We start from the raw sequence: 22,586 nt of genomic DNA, 5'->3' as shown, positions 1-22,586 counted from the left end.
CGGAAAGGCAGCCCTGGCATCCCAGGGCTGCCAGCATCGACCGGTTCGGTCATTGCCCGTCGGGCGTAACCAGTTCCTTTTCGTCGGTGTCGACGACAAACACCGCCAGCAGCCGCGCCGGCTCGGTGTCGCTGGCATTGGCGCTGACCTCATGATGCGAGCCGGGCTCTTCGTAGAAGTTTTCGCCCGCCTGGTAGACCTTTTCCGGCGAGCCGTTGACGCCGCTGCGGATCGCGCCCTCGATGACCGTCGCATAGATGAAGGCGGATTTCGGGTGCGTGTGGGCAGGCGATCCTCCGCCCGGCCCGTATTCGACGAGCACGCCCCGCATGCTCTTGCCGGGGACGTTCGGAAGCGGGTGGTCGAAGACGACCGTCACCTTGCCCGCCGGCCGGTCGCCGGCCGAAGCTGCGGTGATCGTGAGCGCCGCGAAGGCGGCGGCCGAAAGAAATCGCTTGAGCATTGGAATTCTCCTTCGAGGCTTTTGACGTGAAGGCCGGCCCGCGCCGGGCCGACGTCCGTATTCGTGGGGCCTTACCGCGCGGCTTGCCGACCGAGCCATTCCTCGAAGCGGATCGCGCCGATGCGCGCGTTGCCGCCGGGCGTCAGCGATTGATCGTCGAGAACGGAGCCGAAGTAGCGTGCGTGAACGTCCGGCACGACCTTGCGCGCGTCGTCAGTCGCGCGCAGGTAGCGCCTGACCACTTCATCGAGCGGGATCGCCTCGGGGCCGGCGACCTCGACCGTGCCGTTGAGCGGCGATGCGAGCGCGACATCGGCGAGCGCCGCCGCCACGTCGTCCGACGCGATCGGCTGGAACAGCGCCGGCGACACGCGTATCTCCTCGCCGACCGCCCCGGCCTGCGCAATGCCGCCGACGAACTCGAAGAACTGCGTGGCGCGCAGGATGGTGTAAGGAATGCCGGAGGCCTTGATGAGGTTTTCCTGCGCGACCTTCGCCCGGAAATAGCCGTTGTCGGGCAGCCGTTCGCTGCCGACGATCGACAGGGCAACGTGGTGGCGGACGCCGGCGGCAGCTTCCGCGGCCAGCAGGTTGCGGCCGGAGGTCTCGAAAAATTCGAGGACGGCCTTGTCCTCCCAAACCGGCGCGTTCGCCACGTCGACGACGATCTCGGCGCCGTCCATTGCCTCGGCCAAGCCTTCGCGGGTGATGGTGTTCACGCCCGTGTTCGGGGCGGCCGCGAGCACGTCATGCCCGCGCTCGCGGAGGTTCTTCACGAGTTTCGATCCGATGAGGCCGGTGCCTCCGATGACGACGATCTTCATGGGCTTCTCTCCACATTTGCCGACCGCAACCATTGCCGTCGATGTGGATGGAGAATGCCCGCGGGCGTAAGGGAAGTCCCTGTGGCGGGCTTGAATTGTTCTTGAAGGACGCTTGCTTTTCCGTCCAAAGGAACGCTGTATTCGCCAGTTGCCTCGGAGCGAGCCGAAGGCACTCGGGACAGGGGATGCCGGCCTTGCCATTCATGTTTGGAGACTACGTGCTCGATCAGGAACGCCGGGAGCTCACCCTGCGCGGGGAAGTCGTGGCTGTCGGGCCGCAGGTCTTCGATCTGTTGCTGCATCTCGTCACCAACCGCGACCGCGTCGTCAGCAAGGATGACCTGCTGCAGGCGGTGTGGAGCGGCCGTATCGTCTCCGAGTCGACCATCACCAGCCACATCAACGCGGTTCGCAAGGCCATCGGCGACAGCGGCGAGGAACAGCGCCTCGTCCGGACGGTCGCGCGAAAGGGTTTCCGCTTCGTCGGCGAGATCACGCTGGGCGAGATCGAGGACGCGCGACAGCACGGCACTTCAAACCTCTTTGCACATCCCGGATCGGGGGAGCCGCCCTCCGCGCTCATCCTTCCGGACAAGCCCTCCATCACCGTCCTGCCTTTCCAGAACCTGAGCGGCGATCCCGAGCACGACTACTTCGCCGACGGCGTGGTGGAGGACATCATCGCTGCCCTGTCACGCATCCGCTGGCTGTTCGTCATCGCGCGCAATTCGAGCTTCACCTACAAGGGCCGCGCCGTGGATGTGAAGGAAGTGGGCCGCGAACTGGGGGTGCGCTACGTGCTCGAAGGCAGCCTGCGCAAGGCCGGCAACAGGGTGCGCATCACCGGACAGCTGATCGACGCGACGACCGGGACGCATCTCTGGGCGGAACGCTTCGAGGGCACGCTCGATGACATATTCGAGCTGCAGGACGGGATAGCCGAAAGCGTTGTCGGCGCGATCGCGCCGCAGCTCGAAAGGGCGGAGATCGAGCGGGCGAAGCGCAAGCCGACCGAGAGCCTCGACGCCTACGACTACTATTTGCGCGGCATGGCGAAGCTGCACAACGGAACGCGTGAGGCAATCGAGGCGGCGCTGCCCTCGTTCTACAAGGCGATCGAGCTCGACCCCGAATTTGCATCGGCCTACGCGGCGGCTGCCTGGTGCCATTTCTGGCGCAAGTTGAACGGCTGGATGACCGAGCGGGCCGAAGAAATCGCCGAGGGCGTGCGGCTGGCGCGGCTGGCGGTGGAACTCGGCCGCGACGATGCGGTCGCCCTCACCAGAGGCGGGCATGCATTCGCCCATCTCGCCGGCGACCTCGACGGCGGCATCGCCTTGCTCGACAGGGCCGTGCTGCTCAACCCCAATCTCGCCATCGCCTGGTTCCTCGGCGGGGCTCTGCGCGCTCTCCGCGGCGAAACGGATGCAGCGATCGAGCACCTGGCGCATGCCGTCCGCCTGAGCCCGCTCGATCCGGAAATGTTCCGGATGCAGGTCGGGATGGCTCTGGCGCATTTCTTCGCCGGACGCTTCGATACCGCCGCGGCCTGGGCGGAAAAGGCCCTTGGGAACCTGCCGAGCCTGCTCGTCGGCGTCGCCCTGCTGGCCGCGAGCCATGCGCTTGCCGGGCGCGTCGGCGAAGCGCGGCAGGCGGTGCGGCGAATACGCACGCTCGATCCGTCCTTACGCATTTCCAACCTCAAGGACTGGCTGCCCATCCATCGCCCGGAAGATCTCGCGCGGTTTGTGGATGGCCTGAGACTGGCCGGCTTGCCCGAGTGACTTCGACAGGTCGGCCGACGATGCGTTTGGCGTTCAACCGAACAGGCTGGAGCCGCTTTTGGGGCGGCCTTCCAAGGATCGAGGGTGAAACGACGCATCGAAAGCGTGTGAGGCTCGGAACATTCCCGCCGCAGCGGACGTTTGCGAAGAGCCTTCCCGTAAAGACGTCGACATGCCGAAAGAAACAGATCAGCCGACCATTCTCATCACCGGCTCGAGTGGCTTTCTCGGCCGGGCAATCGCTGACGCCTTAAGCGATTCCTACCGGGTGATCGGATTCGACGTGGTCGCTCCGAAGGCTCCCGACAGTCTCGAGACGATCGAGATCGACCTCACGTCCGATGACAGCGTGGGGGCGGCGGTGAAAGCCCTTGGCAAGCGCTGCGGCGGCCGCCTGGCCTCGGTCATCCATCTCGCCGCCTATTACGATACGACCGGCAAGCAGAATCCCAAATATGATGCCGTCAACGTCGAGGGGACGCGCCGGCTGCTCGCCGCGCTGCAAGCGCTGGAGACAGAGCAGTTCATCTTTGCGAGCACCTTGCTGGTGCACGCGCCAAGTCCGGAGAAGGGCGTGCGCATCGACGAAAACGCTCCGCTCGAGCCGTCCTGGGCCTACCCGAAGTCGAAGGCCGAAACCGAGGAAGTCGTCGCAAAAGAGCATGGCAAGATCAGGACGGTGATCCTGCGGCTCGCCGGCGTCTATGACGAGGACTGCCGCGCCGCGTTCATCGCGCAACAGATCGCCCGCATCTTCGAGCGGCGCCCCACCGCCTACCTCTTCAGCGGTGATCTTGGTGCAGGGCAGCCGTACCTGCACAAGGACGACCTGGTCGAGTCCTTCCGGCGCACCGTCGAGCGTCGCGCCGAACTTCCGGACGGATGCGCGCTGCTGATCGGCGAGGAGGAGACCCTTTCCTACGGCGATCTGCAAAAGCGCATCGGGCGCCTGGTTCACGGCGAAGACTGGCGCACGCTCGTGCTGCCCCAGGGTCTCGCCAAATCCGGGGCATGGCTTCAGACGGAGGTGCTCGACCAGGACACCGATATCAGGCCATGGATGATCGAGAGCTCGGACGACCACTACGAGATCGACATTTCCCGCGCCCGTTCGCTTCTCGGCTGGACGCCGCGTCACGGTCTGGGCGAAACACTGCCGGAAATGATCCGGCGGTTGAAGGAAGACCCGACCGAGTGGTACGCGAAGAACAAGCTGGAACCCTCGCTCGTGGCCGCCTCCGGGCCGGAGATCGAAGAAGCCGCCAAAAGGCTCGACCGACCGCTGGAGCGCAGCGACGAGGAGGTCGAGACCGCCGTTGAACGACACCGGCTGCGGACGCTCTGGGCGCCGCTGTCGAACGTCGCGCTCGGCCTTTGGCTCGTCGCCTCGCCGGTGACGCTCGGCCTGTTCGATCCCATCGACGCGCCCCTGCCGCCGGCGCTCGGGCACGAGATTGCCGCAGCCGATGTGCGCAGCGCGCGGCTCGGCGTGAGCGAAATCGTCTCCGGGCTGCTTGTCGCCGCCTTCGCGCTTCTCGGCATGTACCGCCGCTGGTCATGGGCGCAATGGATCACCGCTGCTCTCGGCGTATGGGTCATGCTCGCGCCGCTTGTCTTCTGGACGGCAAGTGCCGCCGCCTATGCGACGGACATGCTCGCCGGCATGCTGATCATCGCATTCGCCGTGATGATCCCGCCGACGCCGGGCATCAGCGTGCGGTCGCTCGCGGCGGATGATGACCGCCCGCTCGGCTGGAGCTATTCGCCGTCCGCCTTCACCCAGCGCATCCCGATCGTGGCGCTCGCCTTCGTCGGCCTGTTCGTCTCGCGCTATCTCGCAGCCTACCAGATGGGCCATATCGACGGCCTGTGGGAGCCGTTCTTCGGCCCGGGCGGTGCTCCGGTCCGCAATGGCAGCGAGGCGGTCGTCACGTCGTCGGTGTCCAAGGGCTTCCCGATCGCCGATGCCGGGCTCGGCGCCTTGGCCTACGCGCTCGACATCCTCGCCGGTGCGATCGGTGACCGCCGCCGATGGCGCACCATGCCCTGGATGGTGCTGCTGTTCGGACTGCTGATCATCCCGCTCGGCGTGGTCAGCGTCTCCTTCATCATCATCCAACCGCCGCTGATCGGCGCGCTTTGCACGCTCTGCATCATCCAGGCGGCCGTCACGGTCGTGATGATCCCCTATTCGGTCGACGAGGTGCTGGCGACGATCCAGTATCTGTGGCGGGCAAAAAGGGCCGGCGAGCCGTTCTGGCGGACCTTCTGGACGGGCGGCCCTGCGCTTTCGGAAGACCAGAAGCCTGAACCGGACCTCGACCGTCCGGCCGCTCAAGTGCTGAAGGAATTCATCACGGGCGGCGTGAATTTCCCCTGGACCCTTGCGGCGAGCATTCCGCTCGGCGCGATGCTGATGGCAACACCGCTCGTCTTCGGCAGCGATCCGCCTCTCTATTACAGCGATCACATCGCAGGCTGCCTCGTCATCCTGGTCGCGGTGACGGCGATGGCGGAGGTTGTGCGTCCGCTGCGCTTCCTGAACGCGGCGCTCGGCGCATGGGTGGCGGCATCGCCATTCCTGCTGGCCGGCGGCAATACGGCAGGCGCATTCGCGGGGGTTGCGATCGGGCTGGCGCTGATCGCCCTCAGCCTGCCGCGCGGGGCGCGCAGTGAAGAGCATTATGGCGGCTGGGACCGGGCGATCGTCTGACCGCACGAACCCCCTTTGGCGCTAGATTTGGACCGGCCGCGACGGCCGGCAGTGCTCCCGAATATCCCGGAAAATTTGAAACTCTTTCGCTCCCGGCGTCGAAATGGGCGGCTAGCGGTGATGGCCGTGAAGACGCACAATCATCGCGCCGGACAAGGAGCGGCTGCGCTCGGTCCGGTGTGGGGTCAAGGGCCCGGATCACCGCGGAAGAAGTTCGGCGTGATTGCAATCGAATGGCCGGCAGTTGGAGGAGCAACGCCGGCCTGTCCGTTCGGCAGCGTCGGATGACGGCGGCCGCAACGGGGGTGAAAAGGTGGGAGCGGTTTTGCGCCCGTGTCCCGCTCCAACTGATGAGAGTCGATCACGGTCCTGATCCCGGGCGCGCCCCGGGTCGCCGTGATCCAAGGGAGGAAAAATGTTTGAACGACTCTTCAAGCTGAAAGAGCACGACACGACCGTGCGCACGGAAGTGATCGCCGGCGTCACGACGTTCCTGACGATGTCCTACATCGTCTTCGTCAACCCGGACATCCTGTCGACCACGGGCATGGATCGCAACGCCATCTTCGTCGCCACCTGTCTTGCCGCAGCACTCGGCTCCGCCGTGATGGCGCTCGTCGCCAATTGGCCGATCGGCATGGCGCCGGGCATGGGGCTCAACGCCTTCTTTGCCTTCACCGTGGTCGCCGCCCTCGGCTTCACCTGGCAGCAGGCGCTCGGGGCGGTGTTCATTTCGGGCATCATCTTCCTGCTGCTGACGGTCACCGGCGTCCGCAGCTGGCTGATCGCCGGCATACCGCACTCGCTGCGCAGCGCCATCGCGGCCGGTATCGGCCTCTTCCTCGGCATCATCGCCCTCAAGAATGCCGGCATCGTCGTCGACAATCCGGCGACACTGGTCGGCCTCGGCGATCTGAAGCAGACCGGGCCGCTGCTCGCGATCCTCGGCTTCTTCGTTATTGCCGTGCTGGATTCGCTCAAGGTGCGTGGGTCGATCCTCATCGGCATTCTGGTAGTGACGGTCCTCTCGATGCTCTTCGGCGTGACCGAGTTCAAGGGCATCGTCTCGGCGCCGCCGAGCATCACTCCCACCTTTCTGCAGCTCAACATCATGGGCGCGCTGCATGGCGGCCTCGTCCACGTCATCCTCGTCTTCGTCCTCGTCGAGGTCTTTGACGCGACCGGTACGCTGATCGGCGTCGCGAAGCGCGCGCAACTGGTGGAAGAGGGCAAGCCGAGCCGTCTCGGCCGCGCGCTGCTCGCCGACAGCTCGGCCATCGTCGCCGGCTCGCTGATGGGCACCAGCAGCACCACCGCCTATGTCGAAAGCGCCTCCGGCGTCCAGGCCGGCGGTCGGACGGGCCTGACGGCGCTCACCATCTCGGTGCTGTTCCTCGCTGCGCTCTTCATCTCGCCGCTTGCCGCTGCCGTGCCCCCCTACGCGACCGCGCCGGCACTGCTTTACGTGGCGGGGCTGATGATGCGCGAGCTCACCGATATCGAGTGGGACGACCTGACCGAGGCGGCACCGGCGGCGCTGACGGCGATAGCCATGCCCTTCACCTATTCGATCGCCAACGGCCTCGCCTTCGGCTTCGTGAGCTACGTGATCCTGAAGGTCTGCACCGGCAAGTGGAACGTCATTCACCCGGCGACCCAGATCGTCGCCGCGCTCTTCGTCGTCCGCTTCGCCTTCTTCGGCGGCTGACGGATTTTGCGGGAGGGGCGTGTGAGCGCCCCTTTTGCAAGACGAGAAAAATGGCCGGCCCGTCACGTCGCGGGCCGGCCATTTTCATTGGGAGCGGGATCCGAAGGCGTCGAGATTATTGTCTCGTCACTCCCTCAGCATGCCCGCGCAGTCGCAGAAGCGCGATCCGCTCCACCTGACGGCACGCCGTCTCGAACTCGCTCTGGCGATCGTTGGCGATGCGAGACTCAAAGGCCGCCAGGATCTCATCCTTGCTGCGACCCTTGACCGCCATGATAAAGGGAAAGCCGAACTTCTCGACATAGGCGCCGTTCAGCGCCGCGAAGCGCTCGCGTTCGCTATCGGTCAGTGCGTCGAGGCCGGCAGAGGCCTGTTCCTCGGTCGAGCTCTCGGTCAGCCGTTTCGCCGCGGCGAGCTTGCCGGCGAGATCCGGGTGGGCTTTCAGGACGGCGAGCCGTTCCGCCTCGCTCGCCTCGCGGAAGACCGCGGCCAGTGCCGCATGCAGGCCGATCGCCGTGTCGTTGGCGGGGCCGAGCTCACGCTCGAAGGCCCGCCTGGCGATCCAGTCCGAATGCTCGAAGACGCCGCCGAAACGGGCGACGAAGGCCTCCTCGGAAAGTCGCGACGGACGATCGGCGTTCGGCTGGAACGGATAGCTTTCCGTCCAGTAGCGCGCGATGTCGACACGCCGGGCGAGCCAGACCCTCTCATGGCCCTTCACATAGTCGAGGAAGCGCTCCAGCGCGGCGACGCGGCCCGGGCGGCCGACGATGCGGCAGTGGAGGCCGATGCTCATCATCTTCGGCGAGCCGGCCAGACCCTCGGCATAGAGGATGTCGAAACTGTCCTTCAAATAGGTGAAGAACTGGTCGCCGCTGTTGAAGCCCTGCGCCGTCGCGAAACGCATGTCGTTGGCGTCGAGCGTGTAAGGGATGACGAGCTGATGCCGGCCGGCATGTTCGTGCCAATAGGGCAGGTCGTCGGCGTAGGAATCGGACACATAGTCGAAACCGCCGGCCTCGGTGACGAGATCGAGGGTGTTTTCCGAGCAGCGGCCGGTGTACCAGCCGCGCGGCCGCTCGCCGGTGACGACCGTGTGAAGCCGGATCGCATCGGCGATCTCGGCGCGTTCCCGCTCGATGTCGAAATCCCGGTGCTCGATCCATTTGAGCCCGTGCGAGGCGATCTCCCAGCCGGCCTCCTGCATCGCCGCGACCTGGCCGGGCGATCGCTTGAGGGCCGTGGCGACGCCATAGACGGTGACCGGCACGTTCTTCCCGGTGAAGAGGCGGTGCAGCCGCCAGAAGCCGGCGCGCGCGCCGTATTCGTAGATCGACTCCATGTTCCAATGGCGCTTGCCAGGCCATCCTTGAGCGCCGACGATTTCCGACAGAAAGGCTTCCGACGCCGCGTCGCCATGGAGCACGCAGTTCTCGCCGCCTTCCTCGTAATTGACGACGAATTGCACGGCGATCCGCGCCTGGTCCGGCCAGGAGGTACGGGGGCTCGGACCATGGCCCCAAAGATCGCGGGAATATCTCATCGCAACAGCTCCTCTTGAAGATTGTCTTGCAAATTCTTTCCGGGCCGATTGGTAGCGAGAAATCCACCCGCCTATTCCCCTCGAAAAATTTGAAAGTCTCGAAGTTTGAGCCTGCTACACATGGGCGCGCGAGCCCTGGATACTCGGCGGCAGAATTGACCATCGGAGGAGCGAGAGGCATGCAATCTCAAGGTGGAACCGCGGGGCGGCTCACGACCCACGTGCTCGACACCGCAAGCGGCAAGCCGGCCGCGAACCTGCGCGTCGAGCTTTATCGCCTCGACGGCGAATGGCGGGAGCGTCTCGTTTCCGCCCGCACGAACGGCGACGGCCGGTGCGACGAGCCCTTGCTCAGCGGAGCGTCGATGCAGTGCGGCGTCTACGAACTGCGCTTCCATGCCGGCGAATACCTTCGGACCGACGGCGCCAACCCGTTCCTGGACGTCATCCCCATCCGCTTCGGCATCGGCGACAACGACGCGCATTACCACGTGCCGCTGTTGCTTTCGCCCTATGGCTACTCCACTTATCGCGGGAGCTGACCGGCCATGACGATCGAAATCCGAAACACGATCCGTTTCCTGCTGAACGACCGGCTCGTCGAGCTTGCCGATGTCTCGCCGGTCGAAACTCTGCTCGACTTCCTGCGCATCGATCGCAATCTCCGCGGCACCAAGGAGGGCTGTGCGGAGGGGGACTGCGGCGCCTGCACCGTGCTCGTCGGCCGGCTCCTCGACGGGCAACTCAAATACGAATCCGTCAACGCCTGCATCCGTTTCGTCGCCTCGCTAGACGGCTGCCACGTCGTTACCGTCGAGGCGCTCGCCCGGCCGGACGGTCCGCTCCATCCGGTGCAGCAGGCGATGGTCGACACGCATGCCTCGCAATGCGGCTTCTGCACGCCGGGCTTCGTGATGTCGCTCTATGGTCTCTGGATGGCGAACCCCAAGCCGGGCATCCCGGAGATCGAGAAGGCGCTGCAGGGCAATCTCTGTCGCTGCACGGGCTACGCCGCGATCATTCGTGCGGCAGAGACGATTTCCTCGATCGGCGAGCTCGGCAAGGATCCGCTGGTCGCCGAGCGCGAGAAGGTCACGCAACAACTGGCCGCCCTCCGCGACGGCCGCCGCGTCGAGATCGGTGACGAAGACAAGCGCGTCGTGCTTCCGGCGTCGCTCGACGATTTCGCCGAGGTTCTCGCAAGCAAACCCAAGGCGACGATCGTCGCCGGCTCCACCGACGTCGGTCTTTGGGTGACGAAGTTCATGCGCGACATCGCGCCAGTCGTCCACCTCTCGCACCTCGAGGAGCTCCGCCGGATTTCGGTGGACGCGGACGGTGTCACGCTTGCCGCCGGCGTCAGCTACACGGAGGCCTATCCGGCAATCGTCCGCCACTTCCCGCAACTGCGCGAGCTCTGGGACCGGATCGGCGGCGAGCAGGTGCGCAACATGGGAACCGTCGGCGGCAACATCGCCAACGGCTCGCCGATCGGCGACACGCCGCCGGCGCTGATCGCGCTTGGTGCTTCGATAACCCTGCGCAAGGGGGCGAGGCGCCGGACGCTGCCGCTCGAAGCCTTCTTCATCGACTACGGCAAGCAGAACCGCGAGCCGGGCGAATTCCTGGAAAGCGTCAGGATCCCTTTTCCTTGCGAGGCCGACCGCATCGCCGTCTACAAGATCTCCAAGCGTTTCGACGAGGACATCTCTGCCCTCTGCGGTGCGTTCCGGGTCAGGCTCTTCGGCGACGGCCGGGTCGCGGATGCGGTGATCGCCTTTGGCGGCATGGCCGCCACGCCGAAACGTGCAACGAACGTCGAGGCGGCGCTGAAGGGCGCGGTTTGGAACGAGGCTACGATCGAAACCGCCGCCGCGGCCTTCACGCAGGATTTCACCCCACTCAGCGACTGGCGCGCTTCCGCTCAATACCGAATGCTGGTCGCCAAGAACCTCCTGCGGCGCTTTTATCTCGAAACGCAGGACACGCATGACGTCCGCATCGACCGCACCGCCGCGGTGGCCGTCTAAGGGAGGAAAGCGATGAATGTGATGCAGCCTGTCGACCGCATCCGCGGCGGCGTCCACGAGAAGGAACGGCACGAGTCCGGCCACAAGCATGTGTCGGGCACGGCCGAATATATCGACGATATTCCCGAACCCGCCGGTACGCTGCACGGCTATCTTGGCCTCTCCGGGCGTGCCCATGCGGAAATCCTGTCGATCGATTTCGAGGCGGTGACGAGCAGCCCCGGCGTCATCGGCATCCTGACGGCGGACGACATACCCGGCGAGAACGACATCAGCCCGGCGCACAAGCATGACGATCCGGTCTTCGCGACCGGCAAGGTCGAGTTTCACGGCCAGCCGATCTTCGCCGTCATCGCCACCTCGCGCGACGCCGCCCGACGCGCGGCAGCGAAGGTCAAGGTCGACTATCGCGATCTGCCGCATGTGACCGATGTCGTCGAGGCGGCGGCCGCGAACTATCCGCTGGTCATCGACCCCTTGAAGCTCGAGCGCGGCGACATCGACGCGGGTTTCGCCAAGGCGAAGCACGTCGTCGAGGGCGAGATGCGGATCGGCGGCCAGGATCACTTCTATCTCGAAGGCCATATCTCCTTCGCGATCCCCGGTGAGGACGACGAAGTGACCGTCTTCGCCTCGACCCAGCATCCGAGCGAGACGCAGCACATGGTCGCCCAGGTGCTGGGCGTGCCGTCAAATGCCATCACCGTCAACGTCCGCCGGATGGGCGGCGCCTTCGGCGGCAAGGAGACGCAGGCAAATCTCTTCGCGGCGGTGGCGGCGCTGGCCGCTAAAAAATACCGCCGCGCCGTCAAGGTCCGCCCCGACCGCGACGACGACATGGTCGCAACCGGCAAGCGCCATGACTTCCATGTCGACTACAAGATCGGCTTCGACGGCGACGGGCGCATCAAGGCGGTGGATGCGGTCTTTTCCGCCCGCTGCGGCTTCTCGGCCGACCTTTCCGGCCCGGTGACCGACCGCGCGCTCTTCCACGCCGACAATTGCTACTTCTACCCGAATGTCCGGCTGCGCTCGCGTCCGCTCAAGACCAACACCGTGTCGAACACCGCCTTCCGCGGCTTCGGCGGGCCGCAGGGAATGGTCGGCGGCGAGCGCATGATCGAGGACATCGCCTATACGCTCGGCAAGGATCCCCTCGAAATTCGCAAGCTCAATTTCTACGGCGGTGCCGGGCGCAATCTGACGCCCTATCACCAGACCGTGGAAGACAACATCATCGGCCGCATCATCGAGGACCTCGAAGCCTCGGCCGACTATGCCGCCCGGCGGCAGGCGGTCATCGCCTTCAACCGCGAGAGCCGCGTGGTCCGGCGCGGAATCGCGCTGACACCGGTCAAGTTCGGCATCTCCTTCACCAAGACCGAGTACAACCAGGCCGGCGCGCTTGTCCATGTCTATACCGACGGCTCGATCCAGCTCAACCACGGCGGCACCGAGATGGGGCAGGGGCTCTACACCAAGGTCGCGCAGGTCGTCGCGGACGAGTTCCAGGTCGATCTCGACCGGATCAAGGTGACGGCGACCTCGACCGGCAAGGTGCCGAACACCTCGGCGACGGCCGCTTCTTCCGGCTCCGACCTCAACGGCATGGCGGCGGCAAACGCCGCCCAGCAGATCAAGGCACGGCTCGTGCGCTTTGCGGCGGAGCGCTACGGCGTCAGCGAGGCTGAGATCGCCTTCGAGCCGAACGTGGTGAGGATCGGCGCCGAACGCATCGCCTTCACCGACCTCATCAGGTCGGCCTATGCGGCGCGCGTGCAGCTCTCGGCCGCCGGCTTCTACAAGACGCCGAAGATTCACTGGGATCGCGCCGAGGGCAGGGGGCGCCCCTTCTATTACTATGCCTATGGCGCCGCCTGCTCCGAGGTGAGCGTCGACACGCTGACCGGGGAATACCAGGTGGAGCGCACCGACATCATCCACGACGTCGGCAAGTCGCTGAACCCGGCGCTCGACCTGGGCCAGGTCGAGGGCGCCTTCGTCCAGGGCATGGGCTGGCTGACGACGGAAGAGCTCTGGTGGGATGCCAAGGGGCGGCTGCGCACCCACGCGCCGTCGACCTACAAGATCCCGCTTGCCTCGGACCGGCCGCGCATCTTCAACGTGCGTCTGGCGGAATGGTCGGTCAACCGTGAAGAGACGATCCGCCGCTCCAAGGCGGTCGGGGAACCACCCTTCATGCTGGGCATTTCCGTTCTGGAGGCCATATCGATGGCAGCGGCGAGCGTTGCGGAGTATCGTATCCCGCCGCGCCTCGATGCGCCGGCGACGCCGGAACGGGTGCTGATGGCGATCGAGCGCCTGCGCGCCGAATGGTGCGGCAAGGCGGATGGATGAGGCACATCGATGAGGCACATGGCGCCGAAAGAGGACATCCGGGATTTCCTGAACCGCGAGGCGGGCTGCGTCCTCGTCGAGGTGACGGGCGTGGCCGGCTCGACGCCGCGCGACACGGATGCCTGGATGCTCGTCTCGAAGGACCGCACCTTTGCCACGATCGGCGGCGGCCAGTTGGAATACATGGCGATCGATCATGCCCGGAAACAGCTTCAGGGCGCGGGCGCTGAGGACCGGCTGAGCATTCCTCTCGGTCCGGAGATCGGCCAATGTTGCGGCGGCCGCGTCACGCTCTCGTTCAAGACCGTCGACAAGCCGATACGGGCCGCGCTCGTCGCGCGTCGCGACGGCGAGATCGCGCGACGGCCGCATGTCTATATTTTCGGCGCCGGTCATGTGGGGGAGGCGCTGGCTAAAGCGCTGTCGCTGCTGCCGGTCAGAACCGTTCTCGTCGATACGCGCGAGCACGAGCTTTCGTCAGCCGACGTCCCGGGGATCGAGACCTGCCTCACCGCCATGCCGGAAGCGGTCGTCCGCGATGCGCCGCCCGGCAGCGCCTTCGTCATCCTCACCCATGACCATGCGCTCGACTTCCTCATTGCGGCGGAAGCGCTTGCCCGGCAGGACGCGCACTATGTCGGCATGATTGGATCGAAGACCAAGCGCGCCACCTTCCGCAACTGGCTCTCGCGCGAAATCGGACGCCCTGAGCTTTCCGTAAGACTCGTCTGCCCGATCGGCGGCACGGCGGTGAAGGACAAGCGCCCCGCAGTGATCGCGGCACTTGCCGCCGCTGAGATTACGACGGCGACGCTGAACCAAGCGTTACCGGAAAAAGCAACATCGCCCGAACGGCAAAAGCCGGTGAAGGCTTAGAGCATCTTGCAGTCGGGTGGAATCACCTGACGTCGCACAAACGCGGCAAAAACAAAAAGATAGAGCGGTGACGCGACGCATGTGAGTGCATCCCGCTCTAGCCGCTCTCGCTCTACGGCCGCGCGCAGGCCTCACATCTGCACGGTCATGCCGCCGTCTACGGTAAGCGTGATGCCGTTGACGAAGCTCGCCGCCGGCGAGGCGAGGAAGACGGCGGCAGGCGCTATCTCTTCCGGCCGCCCCCAGCGCTTCAGCGGAATACGCATCTCGACAAAGGCCTGGAGGGCCGGATCGGCGGCGAGATGCGCGTTGGTCTCGGTGGCGAACCAGCCGGGCGCGATCGCGTTGACGGTCAGATTGTCGGCGCCGAGCTCGACCGCGAGCGAGCGCGTCAGCGCCGAAAGCCCGCCCTTGGCCGCCGTATAGGCGGGGTCGCCCGCCCGTGCCGCGAAGGCGGCGATCGAGGTGACGAAGATCAGGCGCCCGGCCGTCGAGCGCCGCAGATGGGGGAGCGCGGCTTTTGCGACGGCATAGGCGGCGATGAGATCGGTATTCAACAGTGCGGCGAAGGCGTGCGGCTCCATCGCTTCCGTGCCGCGGCGATCGCGTTCGCCCACCGCGTGGACGAGGATGTCGAGCCGGCCGGTCTTCTCGGTGGCGCCGGCAATGATGCTGTCGACGTCCCGCGTGATATCGCCTGCCGCAATGCCGACCGCAACGCCTTCGCCGGCGAGGCGCTTCTGCGCGGCTTCGAGGCTCTCGCGGTTGCGGCCGTTGATCACCGTTGAGGCGCCGGCCCTTGCCAGCGCCCTCGCCATTTCGAGGCCCAGTCCGCGCCCGCCGCCGGTCACCAACGCGGTCTTGCCCTTGAGGTCGAACATCGCTTGCCCTCGCTGCCTTCAATCATCGAACCGCGGGATGGAGCCGATTTCCCGCACGGGGACATTTGCAGCCAAATGCGCCGTTCGCAAGCGCGCAAAGGGACACCCCGGCAAACGATGCGCCGCCGGGGCCCTGGTTGCTGCAATGATCAGCTGGAGCTCAACACATAACGCCGGTTGGACGAAAGCGCCGGACGCGCGTTCATCGAATAAAGCGCGGTGAACTTCTTGATGTCGGCAGGATCGACCTCGACCGGCTCCATCGCCACCATCCAGTCGACGATTTCGCTGCAGGGCGGGGTGGTGAGCGATCCTTCATAGGCCCAATACTTGAGCGAAGACGGCAGCAGCCCGCGCGGATCGACGGCGTCGAGCGCGACTTCCTCGCCGGCATTCTGCGGGAATTTCGCCGCAAGGCTCGCGAAGGTCGCGTTGGCGGCGCCGGGCACGAGGAAGACGCCGAGCACGCCGAGCGCGCCGGTTTCGGCGTGCTTATGGACGAAGTGCACTTCCATCGGGAAGCTGTTGCCGTCGACCAGATGTTCGCTCGGCGCGTGGAAATGGTACTGCACCAGGTCGTAGGTCTTGTCGCCGCGCTTGAGCGTGCCGCCCGGGGCGGCCTTTACCTGGATCGTGTGGCCGTTGTTGAGGATCGTGCCGCCGCTCTTCCAGTCGGTCGCGAGGTCCGGAATATCGGCCTTGATCGCGCTTCGAATGTCGATCGGCGATTGCTGCGAGCCGGCCGAACACGCGCCGTTCTCCTTGCTCAGGGAACCCCAATGCTCAGGGCCCTCTTCGCCTTCATAGCTCCAGTGCACGCCCTCGGCAGCGAAGGTCGTCTTGACACAGAGCGGGCAGGCGGCGAGCAGAGCCAGGCCCCGGAGGAAATTACGTCTTTCCATTCTCAGTCCTTTCGAATGCGCACGAGCGGATGCGCCCGCGCGGGCGGGATGTTGTGTTTCGATACCTGTCCATCAACTGTCAAATCGACGGATTCGAAAAGGACCTGCGCGAAATGGACAGAGCCTGCGGGAAGAGGTGTCTCGAGGAGATAACAGCTCCCGCATTCGTAGCACTTTTCGCCATTTACTTGCGGCCGACTTGCGCAGACAATAGCACATGGGAGGAGGCGTTCGGCGCCCTCTCGGCATGCGCTCGGACGGCTTTCGCCCGCTAAACGACAGAGCGGGAGGGGCAAAGTGTCGGCGGTTTTTCACCCGTATCCCACTCTAGCCGATGGGAGGCGATCACGCGGGTTCCGGTCTTTCCTGCCGGCGCCACGGTGATCCGAGGGAGGAAAGCCATGAGGCGAATTTTGCTCTCCGCGGTTTCGGCCGCGGCGTTATCAATTGGCGTGACACCTGCGTTCGCACAGTCGGGCAGCGTCGAGAAGGCCGTCGGCGGCTATAGTTTCGATGAGGCGGCCAAGGAGGCTCCGGAAACCAAGGACTTCCATTCGGCCGACGGTCACCTGACCTTCGCCATCGTCACGCACACGGCCGGCAACGGCTTCTTCGATCCGGTCTATGTCGGGGCGAAGGTGGCCGGAAACATGATCGGCGCCACGATCCTGCTGCTGGGTTCCGAATCGCCGGTCGACGATCCGGCCCGCGAGATCGAAATCCTGAACCAGATCGTCCGCGACCCGACGATAGACGGCATCATCATGACGACGCCGCAGGTCGGCGCCTATAACGACATCGTCAAGGCGGCGGAGGCGGCCGGCATTCCGGTTGCCACCACGAACTCCTTTGACGGGACGCTCCTCAACCGCAGCGGCATCAGCCACACCGGCCAGGATGCCTCGGCCGCCGCGATCGGCGGCGAGGCGCTGGCCAAATGCGTGCTCGACAGCGGCAAGACGAGCGGCACGATCGTGCTGCCCTCGTCGACCGCGATGGGCAATATCGAGGTCAACAACCGCGTCACCGCCGCCTTCAATGCCATCGTCAAGACCCTGAAGGACGCCGGCAAGCTCGAAGCGTTCAAGGTCGATGCGGGTCCGGAAAATGTCGGCATCGACACCAATCCCAACGATCCGGTGAACGCCCTCGTCTCGCTCTTCGAGTCGCGCGGCGACGTGGTCGGCGCCTTCACGGCCAACAACGTCTTCACCCCGCCGCTCGTCAAGGCGGTCGAGCAGATGGGATGGACGAACAAGTTCTGCGCCTTCGGTTTCGACCTCGGCCCGGCGCAGCAGGAGGGCATCGCCGCCGGCAACCTCACCGGCTCGCTCGGGCAGCAGCCCTTCCTGCAAGGCTTCTGGCCGGTGATGCAGCTCTACCTGCAGATCGACCGCGGCATCTCCGCCGCCAACCTCGATACGCGGGCGCAGCTCGTGACCAAGGAGACGGTCGGCAAGGTCGGCAAGCGGTTCGAGAACTGAACGGTGGCCGCGTCGGTATGACTGCTCCCCGGCGAGGGGGTATCGGCTCCACGTCACTCCCGGAAGACGCCATGACGCCGACCAAGACGACTTCGCTCAAACGCCCGCCGCCGCAGCTCGCCGGCGGCTGGGAGCTCGGCCTGCTTGCCTTCCTCGTGTTGCTTTACCTCGGCGGCGCGATCGTCAATCCGATCTTCTTCGGCTCCACGGAGGCCCTTCACGCGCTTCTGCGCGACACCTCCCGCGTCGGCATCATTGCCGTCGGCATGACCTTCGTCATCGTCAACAAGGACCTCGATCTTTCGGTCGGCTCGACCTACGGCCTGGTCGCGGTCGTCTTCGCACGGCTCTTCGCTTCGAGCTTCCTCGACCTCGGCATCGTCGCGACCCTCCTCCTGTGCCTGGCTTTGGGGGGGACGATCGGCCTCGTCAACGGCCTGCTCGTCACGGTCCTGAGGGTGCCGGCCTTCATCGCGACGCTGACCATGCTCTTCATCGGCCGCGGCTTCGTGCTCGCGCTGACGCACGGCCAGGCGATCTACTATTCCGGCAAGGCCCGGGAGTATCCGCTGTTCTTTCATCTCGGCGAGCCGAACCTTTTCGGCTTCAACAATCAGATCGCCGTCTTCGCCATCGTCGCCGTCATCGGCGCCTATGTGCTCGCCAAGACCCGCTGGGGCTATGAGACCCTTGCAACCGGAGGCAACGAGCAGGCGGCCGTCTATGCCGGCATCCCGACCAATTGGGTGCGCGTGCGCGCCTACCTGATCTCGTCGCTCTCGGCGACGCTGGCGGCGCTGCTCGCGGCGGCGCAGGACAAGGGCGCGACGCCGCTCTACGGCGTGAGCTGGGAGCTCACGATCATCGCCTCCGTCGTGATCGGCGGTGCATCGATCCTTGGCGGCCGCGGCCGCGTGATCGGCTCGTGCCTCGGGGCTGCCCTCGTGGTCCTGGTCGACAAGGTGCTGCGCGAAGGCTGGCCGATCACGCGCAGCGTCGTCATCGAGGGCGAGACGATCGAGGTCAGCGCCAGATATACGCTGCCGGCGGGCGCGGTGCTCGTGTTCCTCGGGCTCCTTCTCGTGCTCGCCGTGCTCATCGAGCCGTACCTCATGCGTCGGCAACTGGCCGCGCGGCTCTGGGCCTGGCTCAGGGGCCGGCCGCCGCCGCCGGCCCTCGAGATGGGCGGCGTGGCGCTCGAAGGCGTCCAGACCAAGGGGGCGATGGCCGCCGACATGGAGTTTTCGGCGACCGGGCTCGGCAAATTCCTCGCCCGGCGCGATGCGCTCGCCATCATGCTCGCCGCCGTCCTCTGGCTGGCGGGGCTTGCGCTCCGGCCGGACTACTGGTGGACGCTCTCCAACACCTTCGCCATCCTGCTCAACTATACCGAACTGGCGCTGATCACGATCGGGCTCACCTACGTGATCGCGGCCGGCGACATCGATCTCTCCGTCGGCGCCGTGCTGGCGCTGGCCGGCAGTACGGCGGCCTATTTCCTCAAGGTGCTCGGCGCCGATCCCATGACCGCGGTGGCGATGGGCCTCGTTGCGGGAATGCTCGCGGGCCTCGTCAACGCGGTCGTCACCGTCGGCTTCAAGTTGCCCTCCTTCATTGCCACCCTCGGCATGTTCTACATCGCCCGGGGGCTTGCCGCCTGGCTGGTGGCGGGCCGGCAGCTGACCGGCTGGAGCGAGGGCTACAACCTTATCGGTCGCAAGGTGAACGACGTTTTCACCTATCTCGGCCTCTCGCTGCCGCCCGGTATCGTCCGCACGGTCGCCGAAGTCATCAGCGTCCAGACGATCTGGATGTTCCTCGTCGCCGTCATCGCCGCGATCGTGCTTGCCTATACCCCCTTCGGGATGAAGGTCTACGCCACCGGCGGCAATCTGCGCGCCGCGGCTTACGCCGGCATCAACACCAACCGCGTGCGCTTCCTCGCGCTCCTGCTGGCGGCGCTCTGCGCCACCATGGCCGGCATCATCAACATCGCCTATTTCCGCAGCTTCAACCCGGTCGCAGGCCAGTTCCGCGAACTCGACGCCATCGCCTCGGTGATCATCGGCGGCGGTTCGATCTTCGGCGGCCATGGCAGCATGATCGGCTCGCTCGCAGGCGCGGCCGTCATCACCCTCATCCGGGCGCTGCTGCAATTGAACGTCCAGGGCTTCAGCATGCCGCAACACTGGATCAACGTCTTCATCGGCGTCATCCTCATCCTCGCCGTCCTGATCGACATCTGGGTGCGCCAGGCCAACATTCTCGGAGAACTGCGGGCTCGGATCGCAAAGCGCGCTTCGGCGCCAGGAGGTACGCATGGCTGACGCGGCATCCATCGAGCCGATCGTGGAGATGCGCGGCATCGAGAAGGCCTTCGGCGCCGTGCAGGCGCTGCGCGACGTCGACCTGGTGCTTTACCCCGGCGAGATCCTCGGCCTCGTCGGTGACAATTCGGCGGGAAAGTCGACGCTCATGAAAATACTCACCGGCGCCTATCAGCGCGACGCAGGCGAAATCCTCGTCGCCGGCCGGCCGGTGCACTTCAGGAGCCCGCACGAGAGCCGCGCGGCCGGAATCGAGATGATCTACCAGGATTTTGCGCTCTGCGGGAACATGGATGTCGGCCAGAACATCTTCCTCGGCCGTTGGCCGCTCAGAGGTCCCTTCGTCGACCGGCGGCGGATGTATCAGGAAGCCGACCGCGTGCTGAAGCGGCTAAAGGTCGACGTCAACTCCGTCTATCAGAAGGTCGAAAGCCTCTCCGGCGGACGCCAGCAATCCGTGGCGATCGCGCGGGCGATCTCCTTCGAGCCGCCCGTCGTGATCCTCGACGAGCCGACCGCCAACCTCTCCGCCATGGCGACCGAACGGCTGCTGGAGACGATGCTCGAACTCAAGCGCCAGGGCGTGGCGCAGATCATCATCTCGCACCGCCTCGTCGACATCTTCGCCGTCGGCGACCGCGTGATGGTGCTGAAACGCGGCGAATATGTCGGCGATCGCTACGTCAGGAACACCGACGAACACGAGGTGCTGGAGATCATCGTCTCGGGCACGCGCGAAACGGCGCTGACCGCAGACGAAGCCAGCCCGCGCCGGCCGTAAGCGCCGCTTGAACGCAAGGACGGGAGAGGGGACTGAGACGGCGCGGCATCGCCCCTTCGCCCCGCTTGCGAACCGCTTGCGGGGAGAAAGGTACCGGCAGGCGGATGAGGTGCGGATTACTTCACGGAGCGTAGGAGCGAACGGTCGCTGCCGCCCCATCCTCGAGAAGTCTCGTCAAGGCTTTGACGAGCGCCAGCCGGAACGGCTCACTGGTCGAGAGGTCCGGGCCGAAGACGTCCGTCATCGTCAGGAGAGCCGCGACGATCCCATCCGGTTCGCCGATCCCCTGCGCGAGCCCGGTGATGCGCGCCGCGTGCGGATCGCGGACATCGATCGCGCGGCCGGCCTCGTCCAGGCCGCGCGCATAGCGCATCCAGGCGGCGACGCCGAGCGCCAGCCGATCGTAGCCGGCTCCCGCCTTCATCCGGTCGCGGATCGTGCCGAGGAGGCGCTGCGGCAGTTTCTGCGAACCGTCCATGGCGATCTGCCAGGTGCGGTGACGGAGCGCCGGATTGCGGAAGCGGTCGAGCAGTTCGGCCCTGTAGGCCGCGAGGTCGATGCCCGGCAGGGGCGGCAAGGTCGGGGTCACCTCTTCGCGCATCAGCCCCTCGATTAGCGCTTCCATGCCCGGCAGGGCCATCGCCTCGGCCACCGTCTCGGCACCGGCGAGATAGCCGAGATAGGCGAGCGTCGAGTGGCTGCCGTTGAGCAGCCGCAGCTTCATCATCTCGAAGACGGAGACGTCGTCGGCAAAAAGCGCCCCGGCCTTCTCCCAGGCCGGGCGGCCGAGCGGGAAATTGTCCTCGATCACCCATTGCCGGAACGGCTCGGTCATCACCGGCCAGGCGTCCTCAAGCCCGAGCGCCACGGCGATCCTGCTGCGGTCGGCATCGGTCGTTGCCGGGACGATCCGGTCGACCATGGTGGACGGCGAGGCGACGGTGCCGGCGAGGGCGGCGAGCGCAGGATCGCGAAGCTCGGCGAAGCGCGTGACGACGCGTTTCAGCACATGGCCGTTGGAGGGGAGATTGTCGCAGGTGAGCAAGGTGAACGGTTCGACGCCGGAGGCTGCCCGGCGCGCGAGCGCCTCTACAATGAAGCCGATCGCCGAACGCGCTTGCCGCGGATTGGCAAGGTCGTGGACGATGTCGGGATGGTTCTCGTCGAGCGCGCCGGTCGCGGGATTGTGGCAATAGCCTTTCTCGGTGATCGTCAGCGAGACGATGCGCGTCGCGGGATCGGCCATGCGGCTCAGCACGGCCTCCGGGTCTTCCGGCGCGCAGAGGAGCTCGACGACACTGCCGATCACCTGCAGTTGCGAGCCTTCTCCGTCAACGACCGCAAGCGTGTAGAGACCGTCCTGCGGTTGAAGCGCGTCTCGCGTGTCCGGGCTTCTGAGCGAAACGCCGCAAATGCCCCAGGAGGGGTCATCGGCGAGCACCGCGTCGGTGAAGGCTGCCTGATGCGCCCGGTGAAAGGCACCGATGCCGAGATGGACGATGCCGACCGTCACCCGTGCGGGGTCGTAGTTCGGTCCTTTGACGGCATTTGGAAGGCGGTCGAGTGCCTGTCTGGAAAGTCTGGTCAATGGGTCCGCCTCGCTTTGAACTGTCTACGACGGGATGCGCTCACCTGGACAAGCGCGGCGGCATCATGGCCGGTGCGCTCTGATCCCCTCGTGACCGATGTCGGCTTCACTGATATACGAGCCCGTAAACCCGCGTCAACCGAAGAGCCTTGCTGCCTATCCGGGAGCCGGGCAAGCGTCGACACGGTAGGGTTGGCGCGGCAGGGCGAAAGCGCGCCTCCGTCAATCAAAAGCCACAAAACTGACGAGGCTCACACGGGATCGAGTACGATCTTCGTCGCCCGTTCCACTTCGGCGCATCGTCGCCGGTCGTTCCTGTCGCAA

The 22,586-nt window shown here is 65.7% G+C and carries 16 protein-coding genes; 10 read left to right on the top strand and 6 right to left on the bottom strand.

Annotation, left to right across the window (positions count from 1 at the left end; all coding sequences use genetic code 11):
- Positions 1–49 precede the first annotated feature (49 nt).
- Positions 50–463 carry a cupin domain-containing protein gene (locus ATB98_RS20295; RefSeq protein WP_066876799.1) on the bottom strand — a complete coding sequence of 138 codons (414 nt, stop codon included), beginning with the start codon at positions 461–463 and terminating at the stop codon, positions 50–52.
- Between the two features lie 71 nt (positions 464–534).
- Positions 535–1,287: an SDR family oxidoreductase gene (locus ATB98_RS20290; RefSeq protein ID WP_066876797.1), complete on the bottom strand. Its 753-nt coding sequence runs from the start codon at positions 1,285–1,287 to the stop codon at positions 535–537.
- 194 nt (positions 1,288–1,481) lie between these two features.
- On the opposite strand from ATB98_RS20290, the gene ATB98_RS20285 reads away from it, so the two are divergent.
- The 3 genes from ATB98_RS20285 to ATB98_RS20275 all read left to right on the top strand — a co-directional run bounded on the left by ATB98_RS20285 (position 1,482) and on the right by ATB98_RS20275 (position 7,492).
- Positions 1,482–3,071 carry a winged helix-turn-helix domain-containing tetratricopeptide repeat protein gene (locus ATB98_RS20285; protein WP_066877387.1) on the top strand — a complete coding sequence of 530 codons (1,590 nt, stop codon included), beginning with the start codon at positions 1,482–1,484 and terminating at the stop codon, positions 3,069–3,071.
- A gap of 172 nt (positions 3,072–3,243) precedes the next feature.
- The gene (locus ATB98_RS20280; RefSeq protein ID WP_066876795.1) at positions 3,244–5,784 is read left to right on the top strand and encodes an NAD-dependent epimerase/dehydratase family protein; all 2,541 of its coding nucleotides are present in this window, start codon (positions 3,244–3,246) and stop codon (positions 5,782–5,784) included.
- 415 nt (positions 5,785–6,199) lie between these two features.
- The gene (locus ATB98_RS20275) at positions 6,200–7,492 is read left to right on the top strand and encodes an NCS2 family permease (RefSeq protein WP_066876793.1); all 1,293 of its coding nucleotides are present in this window, start codon (positions 6,200–6,202) and stop codon (positions 7,490–7,492) included.
- Between the two features lie 115 nt (positions 7,493–7,607).
- Here ATB98_RS20275 and puuE read toward each other — a convergent pair whose 3' ends face one another.
- On the bottom strand, positions 7,608–9,035 hold the full coding sequence (puuE, locus tag ATB98_RS20270) for an allantoinase PuuE (protein WP_066876791.1): 1,428 nt from the start codon (positions 9,033–9,035) through the stop codon (positions 7,608–7,610).
- A 179-nt stretch (positions 9,036–9,214) separates the two neighbouring features.
- Between puuE and uraH the strand changes: the two genes are divergently transcribed.
- From uraH to xdhC, 4 genes are read left to right on the top strand one after another with little or no spacing between them, the layout of a single operon-like run.
- Complete coding sequence (uraH, locus tag ATB98_RS20265) at positions 9,215–9,577, top strand: hydroxyisourate hydrolase (RefSeq protein ID WP_066876789.1); 363 nt, start codon at positions 9,215–9,217, stop codon at positions 9,575–9,577.
- A gap of 6 nt (positions 9,578–9,583) precedes the next feature.
- Positions 9,584–11,065, top strand: a complete 1,482-nt coding sequence (gene xdhA, locus ATB98_RS20260; protein WP_066876786.1) for a xanthine dehydrogenase small subunit — start codon at positions 9,584–9,586, stop codon at positions 11,063–11,065.
- Positions 11,066–11,077: 12 nt separating this feature from the next.
- On the top strand, positions 11,078–13,423 hold the full coding sequence (gene xdhB / locus ATB98_RS20255) for a xanthine dehydrogenase molybdopterin binding subunit (protein ID WP_066876784.1): 2,346 nt from the start codon (positions 11,078–11,080) through the stop codon (positions 13,421–13,423).
- Between the two features lie 18 nt (positions 13,424–13,441).
- Positions 13,442–14,299 carry a xanthine dehydrogenase accessory protein XdhC gene (xdhC, locus tag ATB98_RS20250; RefSeq protein WP_066877385.1) on the top strand — a complete coding sequence of 286 codons (858 nt, stop codon included), beginning with the start codon at positions 13,442–13,444 and terminating at the stop codon, positions 14,297–14,299.
- 131 nt (positions 14,300–14,430) lie between these two features.
- On the opposite strand, the gene ATB98_RS20245 is transcribed toward xdhC, so the two are convergent.
- A complete protein-coding gene (locus ATB98_RS20245) occupies positions 14,431–15,180 on the bottom strand; it encodes an SDR family oxidoreductase (protein WP_066876782.1) in 750 nt (249 codons plus the stop codon).
- A gap of 149 nt (positions 15,181–15,329) precedes the next feature.
- The gene (locus tag ATB98_RS20240; protein ID WP_066876779.1) at positions 15,330–16,082 is read right to left on the bottom strand and encodes a carbonic anhydrase; all 753 of its coding nucleotides are present in this window, start codon (positions 16,080–16,082) and stop codon (positions 15,330–15,332) included.
- Positions 16,083–16,483: 401 nt separating this feature from the next.
- Between ATB98_RS20240 and ATB98_RS20230 the strand changes: the two genes are divergently transcribed.
- The 3 genes from ATB98_RS20230 to ATB98_RS20220 all read left to right on the top strand — a co-directional run bounded on the left by ATB98_RS20230 (position 16,484) and on the right by ATB98_RS20220 (position 20,674).
- Positions 16,484–17,566: a substrate-binding domain-containing protein gene (locus ATB98_RS20230; RefSeq protein ID WP_066876774.1), complete on the top strand. Its 1,083-nt coding sequence runs from the start codon at positions 16,484–16,486 to the stop codon at positions 17,564–17,566.
- A 71-nt stretch (positions 17,567–17,637) separates the two neighbouring features.
- On the top strand, positions 17,638–19,893 hold the full coding sequence (locus tag ATB98_RS20225) for an ABC transporter permease (RefSeq protein WP_066876772.1): 2,256 nt from the start codon (positions 17,638–17,640) through the stop codon (positions 19,891–19,893).
- Positions 19,886–20,674 carry an ATP-binding cassette domain-containing protein gene (locus tag ATB98_RS20220; protein ID WP_066876770.1) on the top strand — a complete coding sequence of 263 codons (789 nt, stop codon included), beginning with the start codon at positions 19,886–19,888 and terminating at the stop codon, positions 20,672–20,674. The genes ATB98_RS20225 and ATB98_RS20220 overlap by 8 nt, the downstream gene beginning before the upstream one ends.
- 121 nt (positions 20,675–20,795) lie before the next feature.
- Here the strand turns inward: ATB98_RS20220 and ATB98_RS20215 are convergent, their stop codons facing one another.
- Positions 20,796–22,262 carry a mannitol dehydrogenase family protein gene (locus tag ATB98_RS20215; protein ID WP_066876768.1) on the bottom strand — a complete coding sequence of 489 codons (1,467 nt, stop codon included), beginning with the start codon at positions 22,260–22,262 and terminating at the stop codon, positions 20,796–20,798.
- Positions 22,263–22,586: the final 324 nt, after the last annotated feature.

This window comes from Sinorhizobium saheli (assembly GCF_001651875.1).
In the GTDB taxonomy this organism is placed as follows: domain Bacteria; phylum Pseudomonadota; class Alphaproteobacteria; order Rhizobiales; family Rhizobiaceae; genus Sinorhizobium; species Sinorhizobium saheli.
This window is presented reverse-complemented; position numbering and strand designations above follow the sequence as displayed.